Origin of the sequence: Enterobacter sp. SM3 (genome assembly GCF_009811935.2) — a bacterium.
Lineage (GTDB): Bacteria > Pseudomonadota > Gammaproteobacteria > Enterobacterales > Enterobacteriaceae > Enterobacter > Enterobacter asburiae_D.
The window spans coordinates 3,619,928-3,633,030 of the sequence record NZ_CP099971.1; the positions used below are offsets into that span (position 1 = coordinate 3,619,928).

Sequence of the window (13,103 nt, forward strand, 5' to 3'; positions counted from 1 at the left end):
GAGGCGCATTATAGGGAGTAATTCCGAACCTGCAAGGATAAAGTGAAATTTATTTACTGACCGCTCACTTTCCAGGCAAAACCAAGACCAGACCTCAATTTTCGCCTGGTTTTTAAACAAAAACGAGCCGCAAGCGGCTCGTTTTTGCGTTTTGTGACTTACTGCACTGCCACAATGCGATCGTCGTTGGCTTCCAGACGAATAACTTTGCCTGGAATCAACTCTCCGGAGAGAATCTGCTGCGCCAGCGGGTTTTCGATCTGCTGCTGGATAGCACGTTTTAATGGACGCGCACCGTACACCGGATCGTAACCATTCTCGCTAAGCAGCTTCAACGCCTCGTCGGAGATGTGAATTTCATACCCACGCTCTTCCAGACGTTTGTACAGACGCTGCAGCTGGATCTGCGCAATCGACGCAATGTGTTTCTCACCCAGAGGATGGAATACCACTACTTCATCAATACGGTTGATGAACTCAGGACGGAAGTTATGGCTCACGACACCGAGCACCAAATCCTTCATATGGCTGTAGTCCAGTTCACCGAAACGTTCCTGAATCAAATCAGAACCCAGGTTCGAGGTCATAATGACAACCGTATTACGGAAGTCGACCGTTCTCCCCTGCCCGTCGGTCAGACGACCATCGTCCAGCACCTGAAGCAGGATGTTGAACACATCCGGGTGCGCTTTTTCCACCTCATCCAGCAGGATGACGGAATAAGGGCGACGGCGAACCGCTTCTGTTAGATAGCCACCTTCTTCATAACCCACGTATCCCGGAGGCGCACCTACCAGACGTGAGACGGAGTGTTTCTCCATAAACTCGGACATATCGATACGCACCATCGCATCGTCGCTGTCGAACATAAAGTTAGCCAGCGCTTTACACAGCTCGGTTTTACCGACCCCCGTCGGCCCCAGGAACAGGAACGAACCAATCGGGCGGTTTGGATCGGACAGCCCCGCTCGGCTACGGCGAATAGCGTTCGATACCGCCTCAACCGCTTCGTTCTGACCAATCACCCGATTGTGAAGATCTTGCTCCATGCGCAGCAGTTTTTCACGCTCGCCTTCCAGCATGCGCGCCACCGGAATACCGGTCCAGCGAGCAAGCACTTCCGCGATTTCTGCATCCGTCACCTTATTACGTAACAGACGCATCGTTTTCCCTTCTGACTGCGTCGCTATCTCAAGCTGTTTTTCCAGCTCAGGAATTTTGCCGTACTGCAGTTCAGACATCCGCGCCAAATCGCCGACGCGACGCGCCTGCTCAATGGCAATTTTTGCCTGTTCGAGCTCAGCTTTGATGGTCTGAGTGCCGGAAAGGGATGCTTTCTCGGCTTTCCACTCTTCTTCCAGCTCAGAATACTGGCGCTCTTTATCGTCCAGTTCTTCATTGAGCATATCCAGGCGTTTCTTACTGGCTTCATCAGACTCTTTCTTCAGCGCCTGCTGTTCCAGCTTGAGCTGAATGATGCGTCGGTCGAGTCGGTCCAGCTCTTCCGGTTTCGAGTCAATCTGCATACGAATGCTTGAAGCCGCTTCATCAATCAGGTCGATCGCTTTATCCGGCAGCTGACGGTCAGCGATATAACGATGAGAAAGCGTCGCCGCCGCAACGATGGCCGGGTCAGTGATCTGCACGTGGTGGTGCAGTTCATAGCGCTCTTTCAGACCACGCAGGATCGCGATGGTATCTTCAACGCTTGGCTCAGCAACAAACACTTTCTGGAAGCGACGTTCCAGCGCAGCATCTTTCTCAATGTACTGACGATACTCATCAAGCGTAGTGGCGCCGACGCAGTGAAGTTCACCGCGCGCCAGCGCAGGTTTCAGCATGTTCCCGGCATCCATCGCACCGTCCGCTTTACCCGCACCGACCATGGTGTGCAGTTCGTCGATAAACAGGATAACGTTACCTTCCTGCTTCGCCAGGTCGTTAAGCACGCCTTTGAGACGCTCTTCGAACTCGCCGCGGTATTTCGCACCGGCCACCAGCGCGCCCATGTCCAGCGCCAGTACGCGACGGCCTTTCAGGCCTTCCGGCACTTCACCGTTGACGATACGCTGCGCCAGCCCTTCAACAATGGCAGTTTTACCGACACCCGGCTCACCAATCAGCACCGGGTTGTTCTTGGTACGACGCTGCAGTACCTGAATCGTACGGCGAATTTCTTCGTCACGGCCGATCACCGGGTCAAGTTTGCCCTGCTCAGCACGCTCGGTCAGATCGACCGTAAATTTCTTCAAAGCCTGACGTTGGTCTTCGGCTCCCTGATCGTTCACGCTTTCACCTCCGCGCATTTTCTCAATCGCCTGAGTCACATTGGCGGTGGTCGCGCCGGCAGATTTCAGCAGGTCGGTCAAGGTGCCGCGTGATTCAAGCGCCGCCAGAACAAACAGCTCTGACGAAATAAAGTTGTCCCCACGTTTTTGCGCCAGCTTGTCGCAAAGATTCAGCACGCGTACCAGATCCTGCGACGGCTGAACGTCTCCGCCGGTACCTTCTACCTGCGGCAAACGGCTCAGCGCCTGATCGATGGCAGTGCGTAACTGGCCAGCATTAATGCCAGCGGACGTTAATAAAGGACGTACCGATCCCCCTTCCTGATTCAGCAAGGCGCTCATTAAATGAAGAGGTTCGATAAATTGGTTGTCGTGCCCCAGTGCGAGGGACTGGGCATCGGCGAGAGCAAGCTGGAATTTATTAGTAAGACGATCCAGACGCATAACTCCTCCCATAACAGGTCAAATTTGCTACTGGAGATTAAATGAGGTCATCCCTCAATTATTCAAGGTTAATGACCTGAATTATGTGAAAAGAAAACGGCACGTACCGGATCGTCTTGATTCTTTAGGTTATATCAGCCAAATGAAACTTGCCATACGTCCCGTGGTCTTGTCGCGGCGATAGGAGAAAAAATCACCCTTTTCGGTGAATGTGCAGCGATCGCCGCCGAAGATCTGCGACACGCCAACGTTGTTCAGGCGCTGGCGGGCGAGCTGGTAGATATCGGCCAGATATTTATCCCCCGAAGGCAGGAAGGCTTCCACCGCTTGCGGATCTTTTTCCATAAAGGCTTCGCGAACCTCTGGCCCCACTTCAAAAGCGCGAGGACCAATGGCCGGGCCAAGCCAGGCCATAATATTGGCAGGCTCATCGTTAAAGCAGGCGACTGTTTCTTCGAGCACGCCTTCACACAGACCACGCCAGCCCGCGTGTGCTGCTGCCACCTCGGTACCTGCACGGTTACAGAACAAAACCGGCAGACAATCGGCGGTCATCACGGCACAAACGGTTCCCGGAGTATTACTGTAAGAGGCATCAGCGCGTTTAGAAGCATAGGGTTCCCCCGTCAACTTCAGCACCGCGTTACCATGAACCTGTTCCAGCCAGATCGGTTTCGACGGCAAGTTCCCCGCAGCAAACAGACGCCTGCGGTTCTCTTCAACGTGTTCCAGGTTGTCGCCACAGTGCGCACCGAGGTTCAAAGACTCCCACGCGCCCTGGCTAACACCGCCAATACGGGTTGAACTACAGGCAGCCACGCCTGCAGGCAATGGCCACTCCGGGACAATCAGTTTGGTCATAACCAGTCCACTTGATCCTTATGTTCTTCGAAATCAGCACGCATGGCGTCAATAAGGTCCACCATATCCTGCGGGATAGGCGCGTGCCACTCCATCTGAATACCGGTGATAGGGTGATAAAGACGCAGCATGGTCGCGTGCAGCGCCTGACGATCGAATTTACGCAATACGCTGATGAACTCATCCGACGCGCCTTTAGGCGGACGCGGACGACCGCCGTAGACCTGATCCCCCACCAGCGGATGGGTAATGTGGGCCATATGCACGCGGATCTGGTGAGTACGCCCGGTTTCCAGACGCAGACGCAGGCGCGTATGAATACGGAAGTGTTCCATAATGCGATAGTGTGTCACCGCCGGTTTACCCATCGGATGCACCGACATATGGGTACGTTTGGTTGGGTGACGGCTGATTGGCTCTTCCACCGTTCCGCCAGAGGTCATATGCCCAATGGCTACCGCTTCATACTCGCGGGTGATTTCACGCAGCTGCAGCGATTCCACCAGACGGGTCTGAGCAGGAACGGTCTTCGCCACCACCATCAAACCGGTGGTGTCTTTATCCAGACGGTGCACGATGCCCGCGCGCGGGACATCCACGATCGGCGGATAGTAATGGAGAAGTGCGTTAAGTACCGTACCGTCAGGATTCCCCGCGCCCGGATGAACAACCAGGTCGCGCGGCTTGTTGATCACCAGAATGTCATCATCTTCATAGACGATGTCCAGTGGGATATCCTGCGGCTCGAAGCGGATTTCCTCTTCGATTTCAGCATTGATGGCGACAGCTTCCCCACCTAACACTTTCTCTTTTGGTTTGTCCCAGATCTTGCCGTTTACCAGCACGCGCTGGTCAAGGATCCATTCTTTTATGCGTGAACGCGAATAATCAGGGAACAATTCGGCCAAAGCCTGATCTAAGCGTTGACCGAGCTGATTTTCGGAGACTGTTGCGGTGAGTTCTACTCGTTGTGCCATAAACTGCTTCTTCGTTTAACGTTGGGTTTTACGGCTTTGCCGTTTAATATAGTGTGCTATTGTAGCTGGTCTTAATCGGGAGCAGGAACAGAGTTTCTCCCGGACAAACATTTGAGGAAAGTCAAAACGTCATGACGCGCATGAAATATCTGGTGGCAGCGGCCACGTTGAGCCTGGCTTTGGTGGGCTGCTCCGGTTCAAATGAACAGGTCCCTGACAATCCGCCGAATGAAATCTATGCGACTGCACAACAAAAGTTGCAGGACGGTAACTGGAAACAGGCGATAACGCAACTGGAAGCGTTGGATAATCGCTATCCATTTGGCCCGTATTCGCAGCAGGTACAGTTAGATCTCATCTATGCATACTATAAAAATGCCGATCTGCCGCTGGCTCAGGCAACCATCGATCGTTTCATACGTCTGAACCCGACTCATCCTAACATCGACTATGTGATGTACATGCGCGGCCTCACCAACATGGCGCTGGACGACAGTGCGCTGCAGGGCTTCTTCGGCGTGGATCGTTCAGACCGTGACCCGCAGCATGCGCGTGATGCCTTCAATGACTTCTCCAAGCTGGTGCGCGGCTATCCGAACAGTCAGTACGTGACCGATGCCACCAAGCGTCTGGTGTTCCTGAAAGATCGTCTGGCGAAATATGAATACTCCGTGGCGGAATACTATACCCGCCGTGGCGCATGGGTTGCCGTGGTTAACCGCGTAGAAGGTATGCTGCGTGATTATCCGGATACTCAGGCAACGCGCGACGGCCTGAAGCTGATGGAGAACGCTTACCGTCAGATGCAGATGACCGCTCAGGCTGAAAAAGTGGCGAAAATCATCGCAGCGAACAGCAGCAACACCTGATCTTGCCTCAATGCAAAACGGCAGCCCGAAGGCTGCCGTTTTTTTATTCATTTTAGAGCGTCGCTGAAGCGCGTTAGCCTCAACACATCCAGTCAACTATGGCCCCAATTTTTGCCTTCGACAAGGTAAATCTCACCTCTTCCTGCCCTGCCTCACAAAAAAGATTCCCTGACAAAAACCGACAAAATAACGTGATCTAAATCACACATTTTGACATTAGGTCGGGTATGCTGGAATCACCAAGACGGAAAGACAAGAGGTAAAATTTATGACAATGAACATTACCAGTAAACAAATGGAAATTACTCCGGCAATCCGCCAGCACGTCGCAGACCGTCTCGCCAAACTGGATAAATGGCAAACTCATTTGATTAATCCACATATCATCCTGTCCAAGGAGCCGCAGGGTTTCATCGCTGACGCAACTATCAATACTCCAAACGGCCATCTGGTCGCCAGCGCAAAACACGAGGATATGTACACCGCTATTAACGATTTGATCAACAAGCTGGAACGGCAGCTCAATAAAGTGCAACACAAAGGTGAAGCCCGTCGCGCCGCAACATCGGTGAAAGACGCCAGCTTCGCGGAAGAAGTTGAAGAAGAGTAATCCTTTAAATTGAGTGTACCGCCAACGCGCCTTCGGGCGCGTTTTTTGTTTTTTATTGACAGGGTGAAAACAGTACGGGTACTTTAACGGTATCAATCACAGGATGACTTCATGAAACTTACGCCGTTCTTCTTCGCATTCTTTTTTACCTTCCCCTGACTGGGAGGCGTTTCGTCGTGTGATAAAGAATGCGAAGACGAACAACAAGGCCTCCCACAGCGGGAGGCCTTTTTTATTGATAACGATAAAATGAGACAGGCAACACTATGACACCGGAAAACCCGTTACTGGATCTGCGCGTAAAAATCAGCGCGCTGGACGAGAAATTACTGGCGCTGCTGGCCGAACGCCGCGCGCTCGCCGTCGAAGTGGGCAAAGCCAAGCTGGACTCCCATCGCCCGGTACGTGATATCGACCGCGAGCGCGATCTGCTGGAGCGTCTGATCCAGCTCGGTAAAGCGCATCACCTCGATGCCCACTACATCACCCGGCTGTTCCAGCTCATCATCGAAGACTCCGTTCTCACCCAGCAAGCGTTACTCCAGCAGCATCTGAATAAAACCAATCCGCACTCTGCGCGTATCGCCTTCCTCGGGCCGAAGGGCTCTTATTCTCACCTGGCCGCACGTCAGTATGCCGCACGCCATTTCGAAGAGTTTATCGAGAGCGGCTGTGCGAAGTTTGCCGACATTTTTAATCAGGTTGAGACCGGCCAGGCGGATTACGCCGTCGTGCCTATTGAGAACACCAGCTCCGGCGCCATTAATGATGTCTACGATTTGCTGCAGCACACTAGCCTGTCGCTGGTCGGCGAACTGACGATCCCTATCGATCACTGCGTTCTGGTCTCGGGTTCAACCGACCTGAGCAAGATCGAAACGGTCTACAGTCATCCACAGCCGTTCCAGCAGTGCAGCCAGTTCCTGAACCGCTATCCGAACTGGAAAATTGAGTACACCGAAAGCACCTCGGCGGCGATGGAAAAAGTGGCGCAGGCTAACTCCCCAACCGTCGCCGCGCTCGGCAGCGAAGCGGGCGGCGCGCTGTATGGTTTACAGGTACTGGAACGCAATCTGGCAAACCAGACGCAAAATATCACCCGTTTCGTGGTGCTGGCGCGTAAAGCTATTGATGTCTCGGATCAGGTTCCGGCTAAAACCACCCTGCTGATGGCAACCGGCCAACAGGCCGGTGCGCTGGTTGAAGCCCTGCTGGTACTGCGTAATCACAATCTGATCATGACGAAGCTGGAATCACGTCCGATCCACGGCAATCCGTGGGAAGAGATGTTCTACCTTGATATCCAGGCCAACCTGGAATCTGCATCCATGCAGAAAGCCCTGCGCGAACTGGGCGAGATCACGCGCTCCATGAAGGTGCTGGGCTGCTATCCGAGCGAGAACGTGGTCCCGGTTGACCCGGCTTAACGTTCGATAAACCGGCTTTTCTTCATCCCTGCCACGCTCACCGGCAGGGTGAAGATGGCGCCGGAGAGCGGATACTTCGCCACCTCCTCCGCGTCCATATTTTCCCGCGTGGTGGTAATAAACAGCGTTTTCATGTCATCGCCGCCAAAACAGACCATCGTCGGGCAACGTACCGGCATGCGGTATTCTTCCAGTTGTTCCCCTTGCGGAGAAAAACGCGCAATACGCCAGCCGTCAAACAGCGCGCTCCAGTAACAGCCTTCCACATCCATGGCCGCGCCGTCCGGTATCCCTTCGCCCTCTTTAAACTGACGAAACACCTCACGCCTGCCGGGTTCGCCCTGCTCGTCAAGCGGCGTGCGGTAAATTACGCCGTTTGGCGTGTCTGAGGTAAACATCCACCGCTTGTCCGGGCTAAACGCTAAGCCGTTGTGCCCGTGAATATCGCACTGGATCACTTTCGGCGTCAGGTCGTTGTCGATGCGCATCAGCAACGCGCCGTTGTAATCTCCCGGCCCCCAAAAGGTGCCCGCATAGAACCGTCCCTGATGATCGGTGCCGCCGTCGTTAAAACGTGCGAGCTGCGGGTTAGAGGGGTTATCACACACCTTGCGGCGCAGCAGGCCGTGTTTATCGGTCAGCCAGATACCCGTTCGCATCGCAACGATAAAACCACCCTGCTCGCGCAGAGCAAAACAGCCCACCTCCTCATGGAAAGAAAGCACGGTGTGTTCTGCCGTCGGCAGATGGTAGCGGTGGATCTCTCCTTCCAGAATATCGGCCCAGTAGAGCGCGTGCTCTTCTGCGCTCCACGTCGGGCATTCAGGCAGATGCCCGGTGTAATTCAACAGCAGCTGCGGTTCGGCCATGACAGTTCCCCAAAATAAAAAAAGCCAGCAATGCTGGCTTTCAGTATATACATCATCGCATTACTGGCGACTGTCATTTGCCTGGCGCAACAGCGTTCGGCTCTCACTCTGAAAACGCTGCGCGTAATCGCCAAACCAGTGCTCGACCTTGCGGAAGCTGTCGATAAACGCCTGCTTGTCTCCGTGCTCCAGCAGCGTAATGGCTTCACCAAAGCGCTGATAGTAGCGCTTGATGAGCGCCAGGTTGTTCTCGGAGGACATAATAATGTCCGCGTAAAGCTGCGGATCCTGAGCAAACAGGCGCCCGACCATCGCCAGCTCCAGACGATAGATAGGTGAAGAGAGTGCCAGCAGCTGTTCAAGCTGCACGTTCTCTTCCGCCAGATGCAGACCGTAGGCAAACGTCGCAAAGTGGCGCAGCGCCTGAATGAACGCCATGTTCTGATCGTGCTCGACCGCGCTGATGCGGTGCAGTCGCGCCCCCCATACCTGAATCTGTTCCAGGAACCACTGATAGGCTTCCGGCTGACGACCGTCGCAGTAAACCACCACCTGCTTTGCCAGGCTGCCGCTGTCCGGGCCAAACATCGGGTGCAGACCCAGCACCGGGCCCGTATGCGCAGCCAGCATGGACTGCAGCGGACCATTTTTGACGGAGGCCAGATCCACCAGGATGCAGTCATTCGGTAAAGGAGGCAGCTTTTCGATGATCTGCTCCGTCACGTGGATCGGCACGCTGACGATAACCATCCCGGCATCTTTCATGAGCTCCGGAGCATGCGCCCAGTCCTCTTTTTCCAGAATGCGCACCTGATAGCCAGAAAGCGTCAGCATTTTTTCGAACAGACGCCCCATCTGCCCTGCACCGCCGACAATCACTACCGGCCGCAGGGACGGACAGAGGGTTTTAAAGCCCTTGTCGTTTTCGCTGGAATAGGATTCCCGCATCACTCGACGCAGAACATCTTCAATCAAATCCGGCGAAACGCCCAGCGCCTGGGCCTCTTTACGACGGGAGGCCAGCATTGAGGCTTCGCGCTCCGGGACGTAAATCGGCAGGCCGTATTTGCTTTTCACCTCACCGACTTCGGCAACCAGCGCCATGCGGCGCGCCAGCAGGCCCAGCAGCGCCTTATCCACTTCATCAATTTGATCGCGCAGTGCGGTCAATTCAGCAACCATAACAAACCTCTTAAGCCAGACGCGTCGCCAGCTGGCCGTTCAAATCTTGGTGGATCTCACGCAGCAGCGCATCGGTCGTCTCCCAGCTGATGCAGGCATCCGTCACGGAGACGCCGTGCTTCATTGCACTGCGCGGTTGTTCAGATGACTGATTGCCTTCATGAATGTTGCTCTCAATCATCAGACCGATAATCGAACGGTTGCCATCTTTGATCTGTGCGATCACGGATTCCGCAACCGCAGGCTGGCGACGGTAATCTTTATTCGAATTACCATGACTGCAATCTACCATCAGTGCCGGGCGCAGTCCCGCCTGCTCCATCTCTTTTTCACACTGCGCCACGTCCGCCGGGCTGTAGTTAGGTGCTTTCCCGCCGCGCAGGATCACATGGCCATCCGGGTTGCCCTGCGTTTGCAGGAGGCAGACCTGGCCCGCCTGGTTAATACCGACGAAACGGTGCGGCATGGCGGCAGCGCGCATGGCGTTGATCGCCGTCGCCAGGCTGCCATCGGTACCGTTTTTAAAGCCAACCGGCATCGACAGGCCCGACGCCATTTCGCGGTGGGTTTGCGATTCCGTGGTACGCGCACCAATCGCGGACCAGCTGAACAGATCGCCCAGGTACTGCGGGCTGTTTGGATCCAGCGCTTCGGTTGCCAGCGGCAGCCCCATGCTAACCAGCTCCACCAGCAGGCGACGCGCAATTTTCAGGCCTGCTTCCACATCAAACGAGCCATCCATGTGCGGATCGTTAATCAACCCTTTCCAGCCGACGGTAGTACGTGGCTTCTCAAAATAGACGCGCATCACCAGATAGAGGCTATCGCTGACCTCCTCCGCTAATGCTTTAAATCGACGAGCGTACTCAATGGCGGTTTCAGGATCGTGAATGGAGCAAGGACCGCATACCACCAGCAGGCGCGGATCGCGGCCGGCGATAATGTCAGAAATGGTCTGGCGGGAGTGCTCGATCTGAGCCTCCTGCGCGACGCTCAGCGGAAATTCCGCTTTCAGCTGATCCGGAGTGATTAAAACCTGTTCGTCAGTGATATGTACGTTGTTCAGCGCGTCTTTTTGCATGATGGCGATCCTGTAAAGCTCGTTTGCGATAGTTGTTTTCCTCAATGAGGTGGAACCACGATACCATAAAAAGTAAACATTTCAATCCAAAATACGTACACATTAGTTTACACAAGCCAATTTATTGCAAAAAACAGCCGATAAAAACGTAAACTTTAAATTACAGACAGATTTTCTTTAGCCAGGCTATGCTGAAGAAAAAAGGAGAATGGCTATGCGTTCAATTGCTCTCGCGCTGTTGTCGCTGTTTTTAACGGGCTGTCAGATCAATCCTTACACCTTCCAGCCCGACTGGACCAGCCCATCCTGGTTTGATGCCGGTAAAGAAGACGCCATGAATGGCCTGCCGGTTAAAGATAACCAGGCCCTGGCCGATAGTTTTAACGACACACACGTTGATCGTAGCGAATATCTTCGCGGCTATGCTGACGGTCAGAAGAAAGTCTGCGAAGAAGGATTTATTCATGCCTGGGGATTAGCCGGGAAATCTTTCCCTGCCAGCTGCGATACTGCCGAAAACACGACAAAACTGCGTGCGTCATGGCAGAAAGGGATGGATGAAAGTATGCGTTCCAGCAGACTGAATTAAGGCTATTTTTATCCACCGGAGAATAACCAACAGTAGGATTTAGCTTAGGTCGGCATTAGGCTATTTCTGACATAATGACGGCTCTGATAAACAATGGTATTCTGCCCGCAACTCTTAAGGACATCTATTTCCGGAGCGATGTGGCGGATTCTGGTGAGAAATTTATTCTTGATCTCTTTTTTCCGACTCACTCTGGTGTTAATGCTGTTCCTTATGGTGGGCCCTGCGGCGGCAGGCACGCTTACGGAAACGGATAAATCGGTACGCTCGATTGTCTCAGGCATTGTGAGCTATACGCGATGGCCGTCACTTTCCGGTCAGCCTAAACTCTGCGTCTACGCCACTTCTCACTATACGCACGCCCTCAGCGGCGATGAGGGGCATAGCGAGTTACCTTATACTCCCGTTATTGTACGTAACGATCGGGAAGCCCTGGCCGCAACGTGCGATGCGATTTATTTCGGGTCTGAATCACCAGCAAAACAACTTGAATTAATAAGTCAATATCAGGGCAGAGCATTGCTATTAATCTCAGAGCAAAATCCGGAATGCGTAATTGGCAGTGCCTTTTGCCTGATAATCGATCGCGGCCAGGTACGGTTCTCCGTCAACCTGGACGCATTGACGCGCAGTGGCGTAAGAGTCAATCCGGATGTATTAATGCTTGCCCGGAATAAGCAGCATGGATAAAGATTTCACTTCAACGCCGCGTCCGACGTTTAAAAGAACGTTGAGGCGAAACAGCATGATAAGCGTCATCATCACGATGACGTTAATATGGCTGTTGCTCTGTTTTGCTTCCGTCGTAACCTTAAAACAATACGCGCAAAAGAATCTTGAACTAACCGGCGCCACAATGAGCCACAGCCTGGAAGCCTCTCTGGTGTTCAACGATTCCCTGGCGGCCAACGAAACGCTCGCAGCCCTCGGCAAACAGGGCCAGTTTGCCCAGGCCGAGGTTATCAACGCGCATAAAAAGCAGTTTGCCTACTGGTCCTGGAACCCGGAAGATAACAACGATACGCTGGGCGCGCTGGTCAGCCGCTGGCTTTTCCCCGTACCGGTTGCGCAGCCCATCATGCATAACGGCTTAACGATCGGCGAAATCCGCCTTACCGCGCGTGACAGCCTGATCAGCCATTTCATCTGGATGTCGTTTGCCGTCCTGACCGGCTGCATTCTTTTTGCTACCGCCGTCGCGCTTGCTATTACCCAGTCTTTGCATCACGGCATGGTCACGGCCCTGCAAAACATTACCGACGTCGTGCATGACGTTCGTACTAACCGCAACTTCTCCCGCCGGGTGAAAGACGGGCGTATCGAAGAATTTCACCAGTTTGGTGAAGACTTCAACAGCCTTCTGGATGAGATGGAAGAGTGGCAGCTGAAGCTCCAGGCGAAAAACGCCCAGCTGTTGCGTACCGCCATGCACGACCCGCTCACCGGTCTTGCCAACCGCGCTGCGTTTCGTAACAGCATTGCGGCCTTAATGAACGACCCTTCTGCCAAAATGAACTCGGCCCTGCTCTTCCTCGACGGTGATAATTTTAAGTTTATTAACGACACCTGGGGACATGCGGCAGGAGACTGCGTGCTGATTGAAGTCGCCAGCAGGATGATGGAGTTTGGCGACAAACGTCATCAGGCATACCGCCTTGGCGGTGACGAATTCGCCATGGTGCTGTACGGCGTGCACTCTGAGCTTGAGGTTCAACACATTTGCGCTGCGCTTTCGCAGCAGTTTATCCGTCCGTTTGATCTGCATAACGGACAAAAAGCATCGATGTCACTCAGCATTGGCTTTGCTCTGGCGTGGGAAAATGCTTCCGTGGAAGCGTTACTGGAGAGGGCTGACCGCAATATGTACCAGGTGAAAAACCAGCGTACGAAAACAATAAGTTAGAAA

General features: G+C 53.7%; 13 protein-coding genes and 1 other annotated feature. Of the genes, 7 read left to right on the plus strand and 6 right to left on the minus strand.

What is annotated here, in order from left to right:
• Positions 1-158: 158 nt before the first annotated feature.
• The 3 genes from clpB to rluD all read right to left on the minus strand — a co-directional run bounded on the left by clpB (position 159) and on the right by rluD (position 4,570).
• Positions 159-2,732 carry an ATP-dependent chaperone ClpB gene (clpB, locus tag GVO84_RS16890; protein ID WP_023308864.1) on the minus strand — a complete coding sequence of 858 codons (2,574 nt, stop codon included), beginning with the start codon at positions 2,730-2,732 and terminating at the stop codon, positions 159-161.
• A 129-nt stretch (positions 2,733-2,861) separates the two neighbouring features.
• Positions 2,862-3,593: a purine nucleoside phosphorylase YfiH gene (gene yfiH / locus GVO84_RS16895; RefSeq protein WP_121424404.1), complete on the minus strand. Its 732-nt coding sequence runs from the start codon at positions 3,591-3,593 to the stop codon at positions 2,862-2,864.
• A complete protein-coding gene (gene rluD, locus GVO84_RS16900; protein WP_023333072.1) occupies positions 3,590-4,570 on the minus strand; it encodes a 23S rRNA pseudouridine(1911/1915/1917) synthase RluD in 981 nt (326 codons plus the stop codon). Before rluD ends, yfiH begins: the two co-directional genes overlap by 4 nt.
• A gap of 131 nt (positions 4,571-4,701) precedes the next feature.
• On the opposite strand from rluD, the gene bamD reads away from it, so the two are divergent.
• The 4 genes from bamD to pheA all read left to right on the plus strand — a co-directional run bounded on the left by bamD (position 4,702) and on the right by pheA (position 7,476).
• Entirely contained in the window at positions 4,702-5,439 is a 738-nt protein-coding gene (bamD, locus tag GVO84_RS16905; RefSeq protein WP_063144127.1) for an outer membrane protein assembly factor BamD, read from the plus strand.
• Between the two features lie 268 nt (positions 5,440-5,707).
• Positions 5,708-6,049, plus strand: coding sequence for a ribosome-associated translation inhibitor RaiA (gene raiA / locus GVO84_RS16910; protein WP_003863162.1), 342 nt, complete (start codon positions 5,708-5,710; stop codon positions 6,047-6,049).
• Positions 6,050-6,159: 110 nt separating this feature from the next.
• Positions 6,160-6,285: a sequence feature (Phe leader region), on the plus strand.
• Positions 6,161-6,208 carry a pheA operon leader peptide PheL gene (gene pheL / locus GVO84_RS16915; RefSeq protein WP_100249759.1) on the plus strand — a complete coding sequence of 16 codons (48 nt, stop codon included), beginning with the start codon at positions 6,161-6,163 and terminating at the stop codon, positions 6,206-6,208. (Overlaps the previous feature by 48 nt.)
• 30 nt (positions 6,286-6,315) lie before the next feature.
• Entirely contained in the window at positions 6,316-7,476 is a 1,161-nt protein-coding gene (gene pheA, locus GVO84_RS16920; protein WP_063144128.1) for a bifunctional chorismate mutase/prephenate dehydratase, read from the plus strand.
• Here the strand turns inward: pheA and GVO84_RS16925 are convergent.
• From GVO84_RS16925 to aroF, 3 genes are read right to left on the minus strand one after another with little or no spacing between them, the layout of a single operon-like run.
• Entirely contained in the window at positions 7,473-8,345 is an 873-nt protein-coding gene (locus tag GVO84_RS16925) for an SMP-30/gluconolactonase/LRE family protein (protein ID WP_159514713.1), read from the minus strand. The genes pheA and GVO84_RS16925 overlap by 4 nt on opposite strands.
• 60 nt (positions 8,346-8,405) lie before the next feature.
• A complete protein-coding gene (gene tyrA, locus GVO84_RS16930; protein WP_159514714.1) occupies positions 8,406-9,527 on the minus strand; it encodes a bifunctional chorismate mutase/prephenate dehydrogenase in 1,122 nt (373 codons plus the stop codon).
• Between the two features lie 10 nt (positions 9,528-9,537).
• Positions 9,538-10,608: a 3-deoxy-7-phosphoheptulonate synthase AroF gene (gene aroF / locus GVO84_RS16935; RefSeq protein WP_063930426.1), complete on the minus strand. Its 1,071-nt coding sequence runs from the start codon at positions 10,606-10,608 to the stop codon at positions 9,538-9,540.
• Between the two features lie 214 nt (positions 10,609-10,822).
• On the opposite strand from aroF, the gene GVO84_RS16940 reads away from it, so the two are divergent.
• The 3 genes from GVO84_RS16940 (at position 10,823) to dgcN (ending at position 13,100) form a co-directional block, all read left to right on the plus strand.
• Positions 10,823-11,197: a DUF2799 domain-containing protein gene (locus GVO84_RS16940; protein WP_159514715.1), complete on the plus strand. Its 375-nt coding sequence runs from the start codon at positions 10,823-10,825 to the stop codon at positions 11,195-11,197.
• Positions 11,198-11,335: 138 nt separating this feature from the next.
• Positions 11,336-11,887, plus strand: a complete 552-nt coding sequence (locus GVO84_RS16945) for a YfiR family protein (RefSeq protein ID WP_228057921.1) — start codon at positions 11,336-11,338, stop codon at positions 11,885-11,887.
• Entirely contained in the window at positions 11,880-13,100 is a 1,221-nt protein-coding gene (dgcN, locus tag GVO84_RS16950; RefSeq protein ID WP_159514716.1) for a diguanylate cyclase DgcN, read from the plus strand. The genes GVO84_RS16945 and dgcN overlap by 8 nt, the downstream gene beginning before the upstream one ends.
• Positions 13,101-13,103 lie beyond the last annotated feature (3 nt).

Coding starts and splice junctions, on each gene's coding strand:
- clpB (WP_023308864.1), bottom strand. CDS start 2,732: ATGCGTCTGGATCGTCTTACTAATAAATTCCAGCTTGCTCTCGCCGAT.
- yfiH (WP_121424404.1), bottom strand. CDS start 3,593: ATGACCAAACTGATTGTCCCGGAGTGGCCATTGCCTGCAGGCGTGGCT.
- rluD (WP_023333072.1), bottom strand. CDS start 4,570: ATGGCACAACGAGTAGAACTCACCGCAACAGTCTCCGAAAATCAGCTC.
- bamD (WP_063144127.1), top strand. CDS start 4,702: ATGACGCGCATGAAATATCTGGTGGCAGCGGCCACGTTGAGCCTGGCT.
- raiA (WP_003863162.1), top strand. CDS start 5,708: ATGACAATGAACATTACCAGTAAACAAATGGAAATTACTCCGGCAATC.
- pheA (WP_063144128.1), top strand. CDS start 6,316: ATGACACCGGAAAACCCGTTACTGGATCTGCGCGTAAAAATCAGCGCG.
- GVO84_RS16925 (WP_159514713.1), bottom strand. CDS start 8,345: ATGGCCGAACCGCAGCTGCTGTTGAATTACACCGGGCATCTGCCTGAA.
- tyrA (WP_159514714.1), bottom strand. CDS start 9,527: ATGGTTGCTGAATTGACCGCACTGCGCGATCAAATTGATGAAGTGGAT.
- aroF (WP_063930426.1), bottom strand. CDS start 10,608: ATGCAAAAAGACGCGCTGAACAACGTACATATCACTGACGAACAGGTT.
- GVO84_RS16940 (WP_159514715.1), top strand. CDS start 10,823: ATGCGTTCAATTGCTCTCGCGCTGTTGTCGCTGTTTTTAACGGGCTGT.
- GVO84_RS16945 (WP_228057921.1), top strand. CDS start 11,336: ATGTGGCGGATTCTGGTGAGAAATTTATTCTTGATCTCTTTTTTCCGA.
- dgcN (WP_159514716.1), top strand. CDS start 11,880: ATGGATAAAGATTTCACTTCAACGCCGCGTCCGACGTTTAAAAGAACG.